Below are 16,567 nucleotides of genomic sequence, written 5' to 3'. Positions count from 1 at the left end.
GTGTCGGCCGCCACGGCTAGGGTGAGCGCGTGGGAACCAGTCGCTTCGTCACCGTGGCCCTGCACGCCGGGCGCCAGGCCGCCCTCGACGCTGCCGCGGGGTTCATCGCCGGCATGACCGAGCACGGCATCACCTGCCTGCTCGACCCCGGTCACCGCACGGTGCTGGGCGGTGCCGGCGACACCCTCGAGCTGACCGCCGAGACCGGGCGACGCAGCGAACTCGTGGTGGTCTTCGGGGGCGACGGCAGCATCCTGCGCGCCGCCGAATGGGCCCTGCCCCTCGACATTCCCGTGCTGGGGGTCAACCTCGGACACATCGGTTTCCTCGCCGAACTCGAGTCGCATCAGGCCGGCTCACTGATCAGCCACGTGGTCGGGCGCAACTACACCGTCGAAGAGCGCATGACGATCGACACGATCATCACCGACGCCGACGGCGCCGAGGTGTGGCGCTCGTTCGCCATCAACGAGGTGTCGATCGAGAAGCTGGCCCGGCAACGGATGATCGAGGTGCTGGTCCGGGTCGACGGCAGGGCGCTGTCCCGGTGGGGCACCGACGGTGTCCTGGTAGCCACCCCGACCGGGTCGACCGCCTACGCGTTCTCGGCCAACGGCCCGGTGCTGTGGCCCGACATCGACGCCCTGCTGCTGGTGCCGCTGTCGGCGCACGCCCTGTTCAACCGGCCCCTGGTGATCGGGCCGCACTCGACGGCGTCCATCGAGATCCTGCCCTCCAACGAGAGCCAGGCGGTGGTGTGGTGCGACGGACGCCGCACGATCGACATCTCCGCCGGCATGCTGGTCACGGCCCAGGTCGGTACCCACCGGTTGCGGCTGGCCCGCATCTCCGAGCGCCCCTTCGTCGACCGGCTCGTGCGCAAGTTCGAGTTGCCGGTCGAGGGCTGGCGCGGTGTTGCCCAGCGACAGCAGCATGCTGACTGAGCTGCGGATCAGCGACCTCGGGGTGATCGCCGAGGCCGTGCTCGAGCCGGGGGCGGGGTTCACCGCGGTGACCGGCGAAACCGGCGCCGGCAAGACCATGGTGGTGACCGGGCTCTCCCTGCTGCTGGGCGCCCGGGCCGACAGCGGGCTGATCCGGCACGGCGCGTCGCGGTGCGTCGTCGAAGGCTCGTGGACCCTCGCCGACGACGTCGCCGACGAGCTCCTCGAGCTGGGCGCCGAGGTCGACGACGGCGAGGTGCTGGTGTCGCGGCAGATCGGCCGCACCCGGTCGCGGGCGCTGCTCGGCGGTGCCGCGGTGCCGCTGGGGCGGGCGACCGGTGTGGTGACCCGTTGGGCGGCGATCCATGGCCAGTCCGAACAGGTGCGGCTCGGTACCGCCGAGCGGCAGCGCGAGGTGCTGGACGCGCACGCCGGCCCCGAGCAGGCCGACCTGTTGCGGCGGCACGCTGCCGCCTGGGCGCAGCGGCGGACGGCTGCGGCCCAACTGGCCGAACTGACCGGGGCGGCCCGCGAGCGGGCGAGGGAACTCGACCTGCTGACGTTCGGCCTGAACGAGATCGAGCACGTCGACCCGCAGCCCGACGAGGATGTGACCCTGGCCGCGGAGGCGCACCGGCTGCAGGCGGTCGACGACCTGCGGCTGGCCGCGCACACCGCTGCGGTGGCGCTCAGCGGCGACGCCGAGGCGTGGGACGATGCGCCGAACGCGCTGGGGTTTCTGGCCGCCGCCCGCAAGGCGCTCGAGGGCGCCGCGGTCGACGACCCGACGTTGGCCGCGCTTTCCGAGCGGGCGGGGGAGGCGTCGGTGCTGGTCGCCGACGTGGCCGCCGACCTGGCCGGCTACCTCGCCGGGCTCGAGGCCGACCCGAACCGGCTGGAGTGGATCGCCGAACGACGCGCTGCGCTGCAGGGGCTGCTGCGCAAGTACGGCGCCAGCGTCGCCGAGGTGTTGCAGTGGGCGTCCGACGCGGCCGCCCGCAGTGGCGTGCTGGCCGGTGGCGACGAACGGGTGGCCGAGTTGCGGGCGCTCATCGACACCCTCGACGGGCAGTTGGCCGCCACGGCGGAGGCGATCAGTAGCGGCCGGCGGGCGGCGGCGTCCGACCTGGCGCAGCGGGTTCGGGCCGAGCTGGCGGCCCTGGCCATGCCGCACGCAAGCCTCGAGTTCGACCTGGCGCCGGCACCGATCGGTGCGCACGGCGCCGACCAGGTGACGATCATGTTCAGCGCCAACCCGGGGGCTTCGCCGGCGCCGCTGGCGAGGGCGGCGTCCGGGGGAGAGCTGTCCCGGGTGCGACTGGCCCTCGAGGTGGTGCTGGCCGCCGGGGCGTCCGGGCAGACGTTCGTGTTCGACGAGGTGGACGCCGGGGTAGGCGGCACGGTCGCGCTCGAGATCGGACGCCGGTTGGCGCGGCTGGCCGAGCATGCCCAGGTCATCGTGGTGACCCATCTGGCCCAGGTCGCCGCCTTCGCCGAGGACCACTTCGTGGTGGCGAAGGCAAGCGACGGGCAGGTCACCACCAGCGGCATCCGGCGCGTCGAGGGACCCGAGCGGCTCGACGAGCTGGCCCGGATGATGGCCGGCCTGGAGGGCTCGGCCAACGCGCACGCCCACGCCGCCGAACTGCTGCGGGCCGCCACCGGGTGACGCACGTCCCGGTCCGTGGAGTGACCAGGACCAGTCCTCCCAGCCGTCGGTCGCGTCTGGGCGGGCGCGGTGGTCGTCGGTGCCCCGCGGGCGGGCGCGGTGGTCGTCGGTGCCCCGCGGGCGGGCGATCGGCGGGCCCCGCTGGGGGACGCCCGCCGGGCCGCACCGGAATCGCGTCCGGATCCCGTTGGTCGGCCCCTGGCGGCAGTGTCACAGCCGGGGCGGCGGTTCTCATCAACGCCGACTACTCGCACCTTGGGTACCTGCTCTCGCGTTGCAACATGAAAGCAGTCGGCGTTCCCGAGAACAGTGGGCGTTGCTGAGAACGACCCACCCCCCTGAACGGCGGGTGCGGCACGAGCGGCGGAGATCCCGGGGTCAACCCGGGGAGGAGGAAGCCTCTCCGTACTCCCTCGTGCCCCTCCCGCCGCGCGCGTACCTGACGGTCGTTTCCATCCTGTCGTTCCGGCGGACGCCGCGTGATCGTCGAGCTCCTGTGCGCCACACACCCTGTCCCCGCACCGTGAACACCGGCCTCCAGAACCGGCCCGTGACGATCTCGTGACGTCGCGCGCCGAATCGCGCCCACGGCGTCCGCCGCTATAGGGTGAAATCCCGTGGGAAACAGCGGCAGCACCAAGCACATCTTCGTGACCGGAGGCGTCGCCTCCTCGCTCGGCAAGGGGCTCACCGCCTCGAGCCTCGGAAGCCTGCTGGTGGCGCGCGGGCTGCGGGTGACGATGCAGAAGCTCGACCCCTATCTCAACGTCGATCCGGGCACCATGAACCCGTTCCAGCACGGGGAGGTGTTCGTCACCGAGGACGGCGCCGAGACCGACCTCGACATCGGCCACTACGAACGCTTCCTCGACGTGAACCTCAACGCCGACGCCAATGTGACGACCGGCAAGGTGTACTCCAACGTCATCGCCAAGGAGCGGCGCGGCGACTTCCTGGGCGACACCGTCCAGGTGATTCCGCACATCACCAACGAGATCAAGGACGAGATGCTCTCGATGGCCAGCCGCGACGTCGACGTGGTGATCCACGAGATCGGTGGCACCGTCGGCGACATCGAGTCGCTGCCCTTCCTCGAGGCCGCCCGACAGGTGCGCCGCGACGTCGGACGCACCAACGTGCTGTTCATCCACGTCTCGCTGGTGCCCTACCTGGGCCCGTCGGGCGAGCTGAAGACCAAGCCCACCCAGCATTCGGTGGCCGCGCTGCGCCAGGTCGGCATCACCCCGGACGCGATCGTCTGCCGCTCCAACCGCGACATCCCCGACGGGGTCAAGCGCAAGATCTCGCTGATGTGCGACGTCGACGAGGAGGCGGTGGTGTCCTGCCCGGACGCGCCGTCGATCTACGACATTCCCAAGGTGCTGCACGCCGAGGGGCTGGACGCCTACGTGGTGCGCCGGCTGGGCGTCAGCTTCCGCGACGTCAACTGGAAGAAGTGGGAGGACCTGCTCGAGCGGGTGCACCACCCCAAGGAGGAGGTGACGATCGGGCTGGTCGGCAAGTACATCGACCTGCCGGACGCCTACCTGAGTGTGTCCGAGGCGCTGCGGGCCGGTGGTTTCGCCAACCACGCGAAGGTCAACGTGCGCTGGATCGCCTCCGACTCGTGCGAGACGCCGGCCGGCGCGGCCGCGCAGCTGGGCGAGCTCGACGGAATCGTGGTGCCGGGCGGCTTCGGCATCCGGGGGGTCGAGGGCAAGCTGGGCGCCTTGCGCTACGCCCGCGAGAACGGCATTCCCACGCTGGGCTTGTGCCTGGGCCTGCAGTGCATGGTGATCGAGGTGGCCCGCAACCTGTGCGGGCTGCCGGACGCCGCCTCGACCGAGTTCGAGCCCGACACCAACGCGCCGGTGATCGCGACCATGGCCGAACAGGTGGCGATCGTGTCCGGCGAGGGTCAGATGGGTGCCACCATGCGGCTCGGCTCGTATCCGGCGGACCTGGTCAAGGGGTCGCTGGTGGCGAAGCTGTACGGCAGCACCCGGGTGGCCGAGCGGCACCGGCACCGCTATGAGGTCAACAACGCCTACCGCGACGAACTGGCGGCCGCGGGGCTGCGCGTGGTGGGCACCTCACCCGATTCGACGCTGGTCGAGTTCGTCGAGTTCGACCCCGAACGGCACCCGTTCTACCTCGCCACTCAGGCCCATCCCGAACTCAAGTCGCGGCCCACCCGTCCGCACCCGTTGTTCGCCGGGCTGGTCGGCGCCGCACTGCGCCGCAAGCTGGACACCCGGCTGCCCGTCGGCGAGGTGGAGTCGTGACGGCGCCCGGGCCGCGGCCGATCGGCCGCGACGAGGCCCGCGACGTTCCCACCCGGTGGCGGATCGCTTCGCACACGGTGCTCGGCGAGGGCGCGGTCTCCGACTACGTCGACGACGTGGTGATCACCCCCGGTGGTGACGAGATGCATCGGCAGTACCTGCTGCACCCGGGCGCGGTGGCGGTGATCGCCATCGACGAGCAGGACCGGGTCGTGGTGGTGCGCCAGTACCGGCACCCGGTCGGCTACCAGCTGATCGAGCCACCGGCGGGACTGCTGGACGCCGACGGCGAATCGTGGCTGGGTGCGGCCCAGCGCGAACTGGCCGAGGAGGCGATGCTGGCCGCCGACGACTGGCGGCTGCTGATCGACATGTTCACCTCCCCGGGCTGCAATTCCGAGTGCATCCGCTTCTTCCTGGCCCGCGGGCTGCGCCCGGCGCCGCGTCCGGACGGCTTCGTCGTCGAGCACGAGGAGGCCGAGATGGAGGTGTGCCTGGTGCCGCTGGCCGACCTGCTCGACGGCATCTACGCGGGCGATGTGCAGAGCCCCACGGTGGTGGCGGGCGCGCTCGCCCTCGAGGCGGCCCGGCTCGCCCGACGCCTCGACTCGCTGCGCCCTGCCGACAGTCCCTGGCCCGCCCGCGATGTCCGGCGGGGCAACCTCGAGGCGATCGCCGGACTGGGCTGACCCATGGCCGTCGAGCGGGTGGTGGACGCCTTCCTCGACCACCTCACCGTCGAGCGCGGGGCCTCGGTGCACACGGTCGCCGGATACCGCCGCGATCTGTCCCGGTACGCCGCCTTCCTGGCCGGCCGCGGCATCACCGAGTTGTCGGACGCCGGTCGGGCCGACGTCGCCGCCTTCGCCGAGCATCTGCGCAGCGGCGAAGGCGAGCATGCCGCACTGGCCGCCAGCAGTGTGGCCAGGGCGTTGAGCGCGGTGAAGTCGCTGCACCGCTTCGCCGTCGACGACGGGGCCGTCGTCGACAACGCGGCGGCCGGAGTGTCGCCGCCGCAGGCCGGACGCCGGCTGCCGAAGGCGCTGTCGCTGGCGCAGGTGCAGGCGCTGCTGGACAGCCCCGACACCACCACCCCGGCCGGGCTGCGCGACGCCGCCCTGCTCGAGTTGCTGTACGGCACCGGGGCGCGGATCTCGGAGTTGACCGACCTCGACGTGGACGACGTGAGCGGGCTGAGCGCCGACCCCGAGGCCGGGCTGCGGCTGTTCGGCAAGGGCCGCAAGGAGCGGGTGGTGCCGGTCGGCTCGTACGCCCGGGCTGCCGTGGATGCGTGGCTGGTGCGCGGGCGTCCGGCCCTGCTGGAGCGGGCGAAGGCGTCCACCCCGGCGTTGTTCGTGAACACCCGGGGCGCCCGGCTCAGCCGGCAGTCGGCCTGGGCTTTGCTGCGCGAGCATGCCGAGCGGGCCGGAATCACCGCCGAGATCGGTCCGCACACCCTGCGGCACTCGTTCGCCACCCACCTGCTGGACGGCGGCGCCGACGTCCGGGTCGTGCAGGAACTGCTCGGGCACGCCTCGGTGGCCACCACCCAGATCTACACGCTGGTCACGGTCGAGCATCTCCGTGAGGTGTTCCTGAGTTCCCATCCGCGGGCCCGCTGACCCACCCCCAGGCCGGGGAGCGGGTGCACCATCGAGCAACAATTCTTAGTCTGCGGAATTCATCTCGGAGTCGCGCCGTTGGCCCTAAAGTCTGACGCGACAGCAAAATTGTGTGCGCGGTTTCACTCCCTACGAGGCGAGCAACGGGTTCACCGTGGTCGGCCGCGGCGACGTGACGTTGAACAACGGCGAACTGGAAGGGTCGGGCGCCGCGTTCGGCACCATCGCCGCCGGCCGTGAGAACTATCCGATCGTCCACATGGCGGCGGGCCAGGCGGACTACGCCGCTCCGACGGTTGACGGCCGGAGCGTCCGCATCCTCGCCGGCGCGTTCGTGGGCACGGGCTCATTGGATATCTCGAACCGCAACGCACCCACCGCGCGGGATCTGAACGCCACCGGCGCGCACGGTCACCGTGGACGGCCTCACCCTCGGGGCGATCTGGGCTCGCTCGGCGAATCTCCGGTTCGACTCAGGGGTGTCGACCAACGGCCAATGGTTCGCCCAGGACATCACCACGTCGGGCGGTGGCGAGATCCATCACGGGCCTTCGGCGGCCGGCTGCTCTGCGGCGCCGACTCGACGCCTTCGCCCAGCGCGCCGACGACACCGACGCAGACGCCGACCACGCCGATGGACACGCCCACCGCGCCGATGGAGGCCCCGACCACGCCGACTGAGGCCCCGACCACACCGACCGGGACCATGCCGACGCCGACCGACCCGACCTCCTCCTCGAGCGGCCGACGGCCCACCACCCAGCTGCCGCAGACGGGCTCGGGAGCAGATCCTGGTTGGCTCGCGGCCGGCCTCGGCGTGGCCGTGACCGGACTGGTCGTGCTGATCGGCTCCCGACTCGCTGGACAACGCCGCTGACGACCGACGACTCGCGGACGGCGACCACAGACCCCGGCCATCCCCCGGCCGGGCTCGAAGCCGGCGAGCACCTGCTCAGTGTCCGGGTGCTCGCCGGTGGGGCGTCCGGTCAGGCGTCGAGCATCTTCTTCATCTGGTCGATCTCGGCCTGCTGGCTGGTGATGATCGCGTCGGCGAGGGCGCGCACCTCGGTGTCGCTGCCCTCGGCCTGCACCTGCTTGGCCATCGTGACCGCCCCCTCGTGGTGGCCGATCATGCCGGTCAGGAAGAGCTTCTCGGCCTCGGTGCCCTGGGCGTCCTCGATGGCGTCCAGCTGTTCCTGGGAGAGCATGCCGTCCATGCCGCCGTGGCCGGTGTGGTCGCTGTGCTCGGAGGCGCCCCACTCCTTCAGCCATCCCTTCATCTGGTCGATCTCGGGCTGCTGGGCGGCCTTGATCTGTTCGGCCAGCTTCGTCACCTCGGCGGAGATGCCCTGCTTGGCCAGGATCAGGTCGCTCATCACGACGGCCTGCTCGTGGTGCGGAATCATCATCTGGGTGAACATCACGTCGGCGGAGTTGGCGGACGCCGCGGGGCTGGACGCGGCGGGCGAACCGCTGGTCGTCGCCACAGGCGTGGCGGCGGCCTGACAGCCGGCGAGGGCGAGGAGGGCGGCGACGGGGAGGGTAATCCTGGCAAGAGCATGCATGTGTCGAAGATACCCCCCGTGGGTATGCCGCGCGGGCGTTCCGGAACAGCGGTCCTGCCGTTCGCCCGGGCGGGCCCAAGGGCGCGCGGGGGAGGAGGCGGGCGGGAACGGCGCGACGCCGACACGCCCCGGCGTGGTCCCGGCGATCGAGCTCGTGGGTATTAGCGTCTTTATCGACACTTTGGAGGTTCTTGTGACCCAGATCACCACTGAGGCGCTGTTCGAGACCGACGCCGACACCGACGTCGAGGCCGGCCCCGAACTCGGCCCGACCGGACGCCCGCTGCCCGACCTGCCCGAGCCGACCCCGCCCGCCCAGCTGGGCACCCGGCGGGCGCTGATCATCGCCATGTGCAACCAGAAGGGCGGCGTCGGCAAGACCACCACCACGATCAACCTGGGCGCGGCGCTGGCCGAGACCGGACGCCGCGTGCTGCTGGTCGACTTCGACCCGCAGGGCTCGCTGTCGGTCGGCCTGGGCATCAACCCACACACGCTGGAGACCAGCATCTACAACCTGCTGCTCACCCGCGACCACGACGTCCACGACATCATCACCGAGTCGGTGGTCGACGGGCTCGACATCCTGCCCGCCAACATCGACCTCTCCGCCGCCGAGGTGCAGCTGGTGTCCGAGGTGGCCCGCGAGCAGACCCTGAAGCGGGTGCTCGCGCAGGTCCGCGGCGAGTACGACGTCATCCTGATCGACTGCGCGCCCTCGCTGGGGCTGCTGACCGTCAACGCGTTGACCGCAGCCGATCGCGTCCTGATGCCGCTGGAGTGTGAGTTCTTCGCCCTGCGCGGCCTGGCGCTGCTCAACGACACCATCGGCAAAGTGCAGGACCGGCTGAATCCCGAACTGGAGATCGTCGGCATCCTCGGCACCATGTACGACTCCCGGACGGTCCACTCGCGTGAGGTGCTCGAGCGGGTCGTCCAGGCGTTCGGCGACAAGGTGTTCCACACCGTCATCCGGCGCACCATCAAGTTCCCCGAGACGACCGTCGCTGGCGAGCCGATCACCACCTATGCGACCAACTCGCCGGGAGCTGGGGCGTACCGGATGCTGGCCCGGGAGGTGTTGGCCCGATGCCCCGGCGCGTAGCGCTGCCCGGTGCCCAGGAACTCTTCCGCGCCACCGAACCGCCGGGCGGAGTGCGACCGTCGGGCCGGGTGAAACACGACGAGAAGATCACCGTCTACGTCAGCGCCGACGAGTTGCTCGCCCTCGAGCATGCCCGGCTGGCGTTGCGCGGCCAGCACGGCATCGCCGTCGACCGTGGCCGGTTCGTCCGCGCCGCGATCGCCCTGGCGATGGCCGATCTGGACGCCAATGGCGAGGAATCCGACCTGATCCGGCAACTCGACGCGTCGTGACCGCCGCCGTCAGCGAGGCCGTGCCGGGCTTCACCGTGCACCTGGCCAACTTCGAGGGACCGTTCGACCTGCTGCTGCAGCTCATCTCGCGGCACAAGCTGGACATCACCGAGGTGGCGCTGTCGGTGGTCACCGACGAGTTCATCGCGCACGTCCGGGCCGGTCAGCACGAGGCCGGCGCTGGTCGTTGGGATCTGGAGCAGACCAGCCAGTTCATCGTGGTGGCCGCGACGCTGCTCGACCTGAAGGCCGCCCGGCTGCTGCCCCAGGGCGAGGTCGACGACCCGGAGGATCTGGCCCTGCTCGAGGCGCGCGACCTGCTGTTCGCCAGGCTGCTGCAGTACCGGGCGTTCAAGCAGGTCAGCGGCTGGATCGCCGACACCCTGACCGAACAGGACCGCCGGTTCGCCAGGCCGGGCGGGCTCGAGGACCACTTCAAGGCGTTGCTGCCCGAGCTGCGGTTCACCGCAACCGCTGACGAACTGGCGTGGCTGGCCGCCCGCGCCCTCACCCCCGAACCTGCCGAACAGGTGTCGCTGACCCATCTGCACGCGGCGCAGGTGAGCGTGCGCGAGCAGGCGGACATCGTGATCGCCAGGCTGCGCGAGCAGGGGTCGGCCAGCTTCCGTGACCTGACCGCGGACGCGGGGGAGCGGCTCGTGGTGGTGGCGCGGTTCCTTGCCCTGCTCGAGCTGTTCCGTGAGCGCGCTGTCGCCTTCGAGCAGCTCACTCCGCTGGGTGAGCTGCGAGTACGGTGGGTCGCCGGAGAGGCCGACCAGATCGCCATCTCGGCCGAGTTCGACCTCGACGATTCCCAGGAGGCCCGTGATGACGCAACCCGATGACGGCGGCGCGCTTGGCGTCGCCGAGTCGCCGGGCAGCCACCTGCTCGCCGCGGCGGACGAGTCGCCGGCCGTCGCGCCGGACGCCGAGTCGATCGCGGCACCGCTCGAGGCGCTGCTGCTGATGGCGACCGAGCCCGTCCCCACCGTCGACCTGGCCAACGCCGTGGGAGCGCCCGTCGAGGTGGTCGAACAGGCGCTCGCCGCGCTCGCCGACTTCTACGACCAGACCGAGCGTGGGTTCGAGTTGCGCTTCGTCGGCGGTGGCTGGCGGTACTGGACCCGCCCGCAGCACGCCGAGCTGATCGGTGCCTGGCTGGTCGAGGGTCAGCACAGCCGGCTCTCCCAGGCGGCGCTCGAGACCCTGGCGGTGGTCGCCTACCTGCAGCCGATCTCACGCGGTCGCGTGTCCGCCGTGCGGGGGGTGAACGTGGACGGCGTGCTGCGCACCCTGGTCACCAGGGACCTGGTGCAGGAGGTCGACCGTGACGCCGAGTCCGGCGCGATGCTGTTCGGCACCACCGGCCAGTTCCTGGAGCGGTTGGGCCTGGCGAGCCTGGACGACCTGCCGCCGATCGCACCGTTGCTCCCGGACGCCGCCGAACTCGAGGCCGAACTGATGCTCTCGTCGGTCTCGCGCGAGCAGCCGGGGGCGGACGGCACGCCGGTCGAGGAGGGCGAGCCCTCGCCATTCGAGTCCGACACCGCGCTTCCGGAACGATCCGCCGGCGGCGACCCCAGAGCCGATGACGAGGAGACGCGGTGAGCGACGAAGAAGGCATCCGGTTGCAGAAGGTGCTGGCCTCGGCAGGGCTCGGATCACGCCGGCACTGCGAGCAGCTCATCGAGGACGGCCTGGTCGAGGTCAACGGCAGGATCGTCGCCGAGCAGGGGATGCGGGTCGACCCCCGCCGGGACGTGATCCGGGTGGACGGGGCACGCATTCCGCCGCCGCGCCGGCACCTCTACCTGGCCTTCCACAAGCCGCGCGGGGTGGTGTCGACGATGGACGACCCACAGGGTCGCACCACCATCGCCGACTTCCTGGGCCGGCGCAGCCGCGAGGGGTTGTTCCATGTCGGCCGGCTCGACACCCCGACCGAGGGCCTGCTGCTGATCACCAACGACGGTGAGTTCGCCCAGCGGATGGCCCACCCGTCGCACGCCGTCAGCAAGACCTACGTGGCCGAGGTCGAGGGCGTGATCGAGAACGTCACGCTGCGTCGGCTGGGCCGTGGCGTGAAGCTCGAGGACGGCCCGGTCCGGCCCGACGCCATCAAGCTGATCCAGCGCGGCGGCACCCGCAGCATCGTCCAGGTGGTGCTGCACGAGGGACGCAACCGCATCGTGCGGCGGATGTTCGAGTCGGTGGGTCATCCGGTGCGCCGGCTGAGCCGCACCGCGATCGGGCCGGTCAAGCTGGGCCAGCTGCCGGTCGGTGAGATGCGCGAGCTCAACGGCACCGAGTTGGGCGCACTGATCGACCTGGCAGGCCTGTGAGCCGTCGGGTCATCGGGATCGAGACCGAGTACGGGCTGTCCGCCCGCCGCGCCGATCCCGGCCGTGGCTCGCAGCCCGGTGGCGTCCGGTTGAGCGGTGGGGAGGCGGCCCAGCGGCTGTTCGCCCCCGTCGAGCGCGAGCACGCCAGCTCGAACGTGTTCCTGCGCAACGGCGGCCGGCTCTACCTCGACGTCGGCTCGCACCCGGAGTACGCGACCGCGGAATGCGCGTCACTGGGCGACCTCCTCGTCCATGAGCGGGCGGGTGACGAACTGCTGGTGGCGCTGGCGCAGCGGGCCGAGGCCGACGGCGTGGAGGCGGGGGAGCCGGTGCGGTTCCGGCTGCTGAAGAACAACGTCGATCCGCACGGCAACTCCTACGGCTGTCACGAGAACTACTGCATCGGGCGCGGGCTCGACCTGCCGTGGCTGGCGGCGGCGGTGACGCCGTTCCTGGTGACCCGGCCGCTGCTGTGCGGCGCCGGCCGCTGGACGCCGGACGGTTTCGCGATCAGTCAGCGCGCCGAGGTGCTGCACGACGAGCTGTCGTCGATGACGACGCGCACGCGTCCGTTGATCAACACCCGCGACGAACCGCTGGCCGACCCGGGACGGTTCCGCCGGCTGCACGTGATCTCCGGCGATTCGAACCTGTCCGAGCCGTCGGCGGCGCTCAAGGTGGGGTCGCTGCTGGCGGTTCTGGACGCCGCCGAGGCGGCGGCCGCGGGGCGTGGGCCCGCCCTGCCGGCGCTCGAACTCGACGACGTGCCCGGCTCGCTGCGCGCCGTGTCGCGCGATCCGCGGGCGGTGCTGCGGCTGGCGTCCGGCGCGACGATCAGCGCGGTCGACGTGCAGCGTCGGTATCTGGCGGCGGTGGGTGAGTCGGCCGCGGCGCCGCGCTGGGCGCGGGTGCTTGACGCCGTCGAGGCCGGCGCCGAGGACGACCTGGACGGCGAGGTCGAGTGGGTGACGAAGCGGGCGCTGCTGCGCCGCTACGCCGAGGCCCGCGGCTTGTCCTGGGCGGATCGCCGGCTGGCCCAGGTGGATCTCGCCTTCCACGAGCTCACCCGGGAGGCCGACGGCACTCCACGGGGCCTGTTCCGCCTGCTCGAGGCCCGGGGCGCCGCGGTGCGGCTCACCGATCCGGACGCCGTGACCCGCGCCCTGGTCGAGCCGCCCAGCGACACCCGGGCGGTGCTGCGCGGCCGGCTGATCTCGGCCGCGCAGCGCGAGAAGCGGCGCTACACCGTCGATTGGCTGCAGTTCACAGCCCACGACCTGCCCGTGGCCGGGGGCCGGCGCGGCGACCAGACGGTGCAGCTGCCCGATCCGCTGGCCGTCGCGGACGACGCCGTCGAGGCCATGCTGGCCGCCCTGTCGGCGCCCTGGGTGGCGCCCTGACGCTGTCCTTCGTCATCGGGGGCTTGCCCCGGGATCCCGGTCGCCCGGCAGGAGATCCCGGCGTTTCGCCGGGATGACGGGTCAGGACCGGCGCATTCGACCCACCGGCGGGCGGCGTCCGGACAGCACAGTCAGGTCGACTACAGTCGGGGGGTGCCTTTTGCCGCTTCCAAGACCGCAGCCGCCGCGATCTGCGCTGCAGCCCTGTTGACCCTCGCCGCCTGTGGTTCCGGCGCAGACCCGTCGGCGACGCCGACCGACACGGCGTCCGCGTCGCCCTCGGCTTCGGCCTCGGCGTCCGCCTCGGCCAGCGCGACGCCGACGACGACCATCAAGCCGTCGAACAGCCTCGCCGACATCACCGTCAAGAACCCGGAGTTCGGCAAGAAGCCGACGGTCGTGGTCGACGCGCCATGGGCCATCGACAAGACCCGGGTCAAGGTGATGACCGAGGGCGACGGCCCGGTGGTCAACCCGTCGTACGTGTTCGCGCACTACATCGGCGTGAACGCCCGCACCGGCAAGGTCTTCGACGGCAACTTCGGCTCGACCGAGGCGATGTTCGACCTCTCGTCGGTGGTGCCGGGGTTCAAGACCGCGCTCGAGGGCAAGAAGGTGGGCAGCCGCGTGCTGGTCGCCATGCCGGGCTCGGACGGCTACGACTCCTCCGGCGGCAACTCGAGCATCGACGTCCAGGTCGGCGACACACTGATCTTCGTCATCGACATCGTCGACACGGTGCTGACCGGGCCGACCGGCAAGGCCATCACCCCGCCCAAGGGCCTGCCGACGGTGACCGAGGCCGACGGCAAGCCGACGATCACGATCCCGCAGTCCGACCCGCCGGCCAAGTTGGTCGTCCAGCCGCTCACCGCCGGCAGCGGGCGCAAGGTGACGGCGAAGGACGTGATCGCGGTCAACTACGTCGCCTACTCGTGGCAGACCGGCAAGGTGATCGAGGACAAGTACGACGCCGTCGACGGCGGACTGCTGTCCAGCACCATTCCCGGCTGGCAGAAGGGGCTGGTCGGCAGGAAGGTCGGCCAGCGGGTGCTGCTGGTGCTGCCGCCCGAGGACAACTACCCCCAGGGCAGCAACAGCCCGCCGGTCACCGCCGGTGACACCCTGGTCTACGTGGTGGACATCCTGTACGCGGCCGAACAGAAGAGCTGACCGGCGGCGTCGAGCCTCCCCTGGCTCTCCGGGTCACTTGGCGCCTCGCTGCCCGCGGCAGGTGGTGTCCCGGCGTGAGCGGACCCCTCGGTGGACGTCAGTCCGGCGCGTCGTAGGGGTCCACGAGCGGGCGCAGCCGCTCCAGCGCGGTGCGCAGGGCGGCCACCGCGCCCGGGCCGAGGTGATCGGCCCACTCGGCGTCGAGGCGCTCCTCGGCCGCCCGTGCGGCCTGTTGGGCCGCCAGGCCGCGCGGAGCCAACCTGATCAGCCGGGCCCGCGCGTCGGACGGATCGGGGTGACGCTCGACGTACCCGTTGCGCTCCAACTGATCGACCAGAAAGCCGGCGGTCTGCTTCGTGACCTGCGCGGCACGGGCCAGGTCACTGAGCCGGCTGCCGCCCTCATCGATGCGCGCCGCGAGCCTGAACTGGGCGACTGTGGCCGTGAACCCGGCCCGGCGCAGCTCCTCGTGCAGCCGCTGCTCGTAGCCGCGGGCGGCGATGAAGGCCAGCAGTCCCAGCGATGCTGTTGACATGATCGTCAGAGTAGCTGACTATCTAGTCATCGGGGCTGACCAACAGGGGGTGGGGTGGTGCGGGAAGACGAGATCTGGGACGTCGTGGTGGCCGAGCGAGCTGCGCTGGCGTCCGTTCTGGCGGGGTTGACCGAAGCCGAGTGGGATCACCCCTCACTGTGCGCGGGGTGGCGCGTGCGCGACGTGGCGGCCCACCTAATCGCCGGGCCGCAACTCACCTGGCCGAAGCTGCTCGCCACCATGCCCGCGATGCTGCGGTACGGCTTCAACGGCATGATCCTGCGCGACGGACGCCGCCGCGGCGACTCCCCGGTTGCCGACATCCTCGGCCAGTACGCCCGCTGCGCAGGGGACCGGTCGTGGTCGGCCCGCGCGAGGCGCTGATCGACGCCCTGGTGCACCCGCAGGACATCCTGCGTCCGCTGGGCCGCACCCACACGCCGGCGCCCGAGTCGTCCGCGGTGGCGGCCGACCAGGCCCGGGACCGGGCCAAGGCGCTCGGCTCGGTCGCGATCGTGCGGGCCGCTCGGTTCGAGGCGACGGACGCCGACTGGGCGCGCGGCGACGGCGCCGTCGTGGCGGGCCCCATCCTCGAGCTGTTGATGCTCTCGACCGGCCGCGCGCCGGACTGGGAGCAGCTCACCGGCGACGGCCTCGACGGCGTCCGTCACGCCGTCGCGGCGGGGCGCTGACCGATCAGTCCACCGGGCCAAGGACCCAGGGCTCGCGCGGCAGTGCGGCCGGGTCGAACCGGGCCAGCAGCGCCCCGGGCGAGACCGACTCGTCGCGCCCGGCCAGGTTCAGCGAGTGCGCCAGCAGGGTGAGTACCCGCCCCGCGGTGACCCCGGCGTCCGCCAGGTCGGCGAGGGTGACCGCGCCGTCCCGCTTCGCCAGCCGCCCACCCTGTGGGTTCAGCACGAGGGGCACGTGCGCGTACTGCGCCATCGTGCCGCCCAGCCTTCGGGTGAGCCAGGCCTGTCTCGGCGAGCTGCTCAGCAGGTCGTCGCCGCGCACCACCTGGTCGACGCCCTGGGCCACGTCGTCCACCACGACGGCGAGGTTGTAGGCGGGGACGCCGTCGTTGCGCACCACGACGAAGTCGTCCACGACGCCGCTCACCTCGCCGGCCCACAGGTCAGTGACGGCCTGCACCGCCCCGTGGGCCCGGACCCGGATCGCCGGGGTGCGGTCCCGGCGCCGCTGCTCGCGCTCGGCCTCGGTGAGGTGCCGGCAGGTGCCCGGATAGGCCCGGTACCCGTCGCCGTGCGGGGCCGATGCCGCCTCGGCGATCTCGCGGCGGGTGCAGAAGCACTCGTAGGTGTCCAGCCGGGCCACCGCGTCGGCGTAGCGTGCCAGCCGATCGGACTGCCACACCGGCTCGCCGTCGAAGTCCAGGCCGATCGCGGCCAGGTCGGCGATCTGCCGGGCGGCGACCTCGGGGGCGGCCCGCACCCGCTGGGTGTCCAGGTCCTCGATCCGCAGCAGGAAGGCCCGCCCGGTCGAGCGTGCCAGCAGCCAGGCGACCAGCGCCGTCCGGAGATTGCCCAGATGCAGGTCCGAGGTGGGGGAGGGTGCGAACCGGCCTGCCATGAGCCGATTCTGGCGCATCGGTGGACGGGGTTGGCCGCCGCACCGGTCTGAAAACTGCGGGCCAG

At 71.8% G+C, this 16,567-nt stretch carries 18 protein-coding genes; 15 read left to right on the top strand and 3 right to left on the bottom strand.

Features of this window, described 5'->3' with window-relative positions:
• Window positions 1–29: 29 nt before the first annotated feature.
• The 6 genes from OIE40_RS08090 (at window position 30) to OIE40_RS08065 (ending at window position 7,397) form a co-directional block, all read left to right on the top strand.
• Window positions 30–944, top strand: a complete 915-nt coding sequence (locus OIE40_RS08090; RefSeq protein WP_264701682.1) for an NAD kinase — start codon at window positions 30–32, stop codon at window positions 942–944.
• Window positions 934–2,613, top strand: a complete 1,680-nt coding sequence (recN, locus tag OIE40_RS08085; protein ID WP_264701681.1) for a DNA repair protein RecN — start codon at window positions 934–936, stop codon at window positions 2,611–2,613. Before OIE40_RS08090 ends, recN begins: the two co-directional genes overlap by 11 nt.
• Window positions 2,614–3,230: 617 nt before the next feature.
• Window positions 3,231–4,898, top strand: coding sequence for a CTP synthase (locus OIE40_RS08080; protein WP_264701680.1), 1,668 nt, complete (start codon window positions 3,231–3,233; stop codon window positions 4,896–4,898).
• Window positions 4,895–5,587 carry an NUDIX domain-containing protein gene (locus OIE40_RS08075; RefSeq protein WP_413774472.1) on the top strand — a complete coding sequence of 231 codons (693 nt, stop codon included), beginning with the start codon at window positions 4,895–4,897 and terminating at the stop codon, window positions 5,585–5,587. Before OIE40_RS08080 ends, OIE40_RS08075 begins: the two co-directional genes overlap by 4 nt.
• A gap of 3 nt (window positions 5,588–5,590) precedes the next feature.
• Entirely contained in the window at window positions 5,591–6,520 is a 930-nt protein-coding gene (gene xerD, locus OIE40_RS08070) for a site-specific tyrosine recombinase XerD (protein ID WP_264701679.1), read from the top strand.
• A gap of 112 nt (window positions 6,521–6,632) precedes the next feature.
• Window positions 6,633–7,397 carry a collagen-binding domain-containing protein gene (locus OIE40_RS08065; protein ID WP_264701678.1) on the top strand — a complete coding sequence of 255 codons (765 nt, stop codon included), beginning with the start codon at window positions 6,633–6,635 and terminating at the stop codon, window positions 7,395–7,397.
• Window positions 7,398–7,506: 109 nt separating this feature from the next.
• Here OIE40_RS08065 and OIE40_RS08060 read toward each other — a convergent pair whose 3' ends face one another.
• On the bottom strand, window positions 7,507–8,085 hold the full coding sequence (locus OIE40_RS08060; RefSeq protein ID WP_264701677.1) for a DUF305 domain-containing protein: 579 nt from the start codon (window positions 8,083–8,085) through the stop codon (window positions 7,507–7,509).
• 202 nt (window positions 8,086–8,287) lie between these two features.
• Between OIE40_RS08060 and OIE40_RS08055 the strand changes: the two genes are divergently transcribed.
• The 7 genes from OIE40_RS08055 (at window position 8,288) to OIE40_RS08025 (ending at window position 14,377) form a co-directional block, all read left to right on the top strand.
• Window positions 8,288–9,190 (top strand): ParA family protein, encoded by a 903-nt coding sequence (locus OIE40_RS08055; protein WP_264701721.1) that lies wholly within the window; start codon window positions 8,288–8,290, stop codon window positions 9,188–9,190.
• Complete coding sequence (locus tag OIE40_RS08050) at window positions 9,175–9,462, top strand: hypothetical protein (RefSeq protein ID WP_264701676.1); 288 nt, start codon at window positions 9,175–9,177, stop codon at window positions 9,460–9,462. Before OIE40_RS08055 ends, OIE40_RS08050 begins: the two co-directional genes overlap by 16 nt.
• A complete protein-coding gene (locus tag OIE40_RS08045; protein WP_264701675.1) occupies window positions 9,459–10,307 on the top strand; it encodes a segregation and condensation protein A in 849 nt (282 codons plus the stop codon). The genes OIE40_RS08050 and OIE40_RS08045 overlap by 4 nt, the downstream gene beginning before the upstream one ends.
• Entirely contained in the window at window positions 10,291–11,070 is a 780-nt protein-coding gene (gene scpB, locus OIE40_RS08040) for an SMC-Scp complex subunit ScpB (RefSeq protein WP_319805215.1), read from the top strand. Before OIE40_RS08045 ends, scpB begins: the two co-directional genes overlap by 17 nt.
• Window positions 11,067–11,804 (top strand): pseudouridine synthase, encoded by a 738-nt coding sequence (locus OIE40_RS08035; protein WP_264701674.1) that lies wholly within the window; start codon window positions 11,067–11,069, stop codon window positions 11,802–11,804. Before scpB ends, OIE40_RS08035 begins: the two co-directional genes overlap by 4 nt.
• Window positions 11,801–13,204: a proteasome accessory factor PafA2 family protein gene (locus OIE40_RS08030; RefSeq protein WP_264701673.1), complete on the top strand. Its 1,404-nt coding sequence runs from the start codon at window positions 11,801–11,803 to the stop codon at window positions 13,202–13,204. Before OIE40_RS08035 ends, OIE40_RS08030 begins: the two co-directional genes overlap by 4 nt.
• 153 nt (window positions 13,205–13,357) lie before the next feature.
• Entirely contained in the window at window positions 13,358–14,377 is a 1,020-nt protein-coding gene (locus tag OIE40_RS08025) for an FKBP-type peptidyl-prolyl cis-trans isomerase (RefSeq protein WP_264701672.1), read from the top strand.
• 97 nt (window positions 14,378–14,474) lie between these two features.
• Here OIE40_RS08025 and OIE40_RS08020 read toward each other — a convergent pair whose 3' ends face one another.
• A complete protein-coding gene (locus OIE40_RS08020; protein WP_264701671.1) occupies window positions 14,475–14,912 on the bottom strand; it encodes a MarR family winged helix-turn-helix transcriptional regulator in 438 nt (145 codons plus the stop codon).
• Between the two features lie 54 nt (window positions 14,913–14,966).
• On the opposite strand from OIE40_RS08020, the gene OIE40_RS08015 reads away from it, so the two are divergent.
• Both OIE40_RS08015 and OIE40_RS08010 read left to right on the top strand, forming a co-directional pair.
• Window positions 14,967–15,296 (top strand): maleylpyruvate isomerase family mycothiol-dependent enzyme, encoded by a 330-nt coding sequence (locus OIE40_RS08015; RefSeq protein WP_264701670.1) that lies wholly within the window; start codon window positions 14,967–14,969, stop codon window positions 15,294–15,296.
• Window positions 15,272–15,604, top strand: a complete 333-nt coding sequence (locus tag OIE40_RS08010; RefSeq protein ID WP_264701669.1) for a hypothetical protein — start codon at window positions 15,272–15,274, stop codon at window positions 15,602–15,604. The genes OIE40_RS08015 and OIE40_RS08010 overlap by 25 nt, the downstream gene beginning before the upstream one ends.
• A 4-nt stretch (window positions 15,605–15,608) precedes the next feature.
• Here OIE40_RS08010 and gluQRS read toward each other — a convergent pair whose 3' ends face one another.
• A complete protein-coding gene (gene gluQRS / locus OIE40_RS08005) occupies window positions 15,609–16,502 on the bottom strand; it encodes a tRNA glutamyl-Q(34) synthetase GluQRS (RefSeq protein WP_264701668.1) in 894 nt (297 codons plus the stop codon).
• Between the last annotated feature and the right edge of the window lie 65 nt (window positions 16,503–16,567).

It is taken from the genome of Micropruina sonneratiae (genome assembly GCF_025972045.1).
Taxonomy (GTDB): domain Bacteria; phylum Actinomycetota; class Actinomycetes; order Propionibacteriales; family Propionibacteriaceae; genus Micropruina; species Micropruina sonneratiae.
Note: the sequence above shows the minus strand (reverse complement) of the source record. Positions and strands in the feature narration are given on the sequence as shown.

Coding starts and splice junctions, on each gene's coding strand:
- xerD (WP_264701679.1), top strand. CDS start 5,591: ATGGCCGTCGAGCGGGTGGTGGACGCCTTCCTCGACCACCTCACCGTC.
- gluQRS (WP_264701668.1), bottom strand. CDS start 16,502: ATGGCAGGCCGGTTCGCACCCTCCCCCACCTCGGACCTGCATCTGGGC.
- recN (WP_264701681.1), top strand. CDS start 934: ATGCTGACTGAGCTGCGGATCAGCGACCTCGGGGTGATCGCCGAGGCC.
- OIE40_RS08020 (WP_264701671.1), bottom strand. CDS start 14,912: ATGTCAACAGCATCGCTGGGACTGCTGGCCTTCATCGCCGCCCGCGGC.
- OIE40_RS08060 (WP_264701677.1), bottom strand. CDS start 8,085: ATGCATGCTCTTGCCAGGATTACCCTCCCCGTCGCCGCCCTCCTCGCC.
- scpB (WP_319805215.1), top strand. CDS start 10,291: ATGACGCAACCCGATGACGGCGGCGCGCTTGGCGTCGCCGAGTCGCCG.
- OIE40_RS08050 (WP_264701676.1), top strand. CDS start 9,175: ATGCCCCGGCGCGTAGCGCTGCCCGGTGCCCAGGAACTCTTCCGCGCC.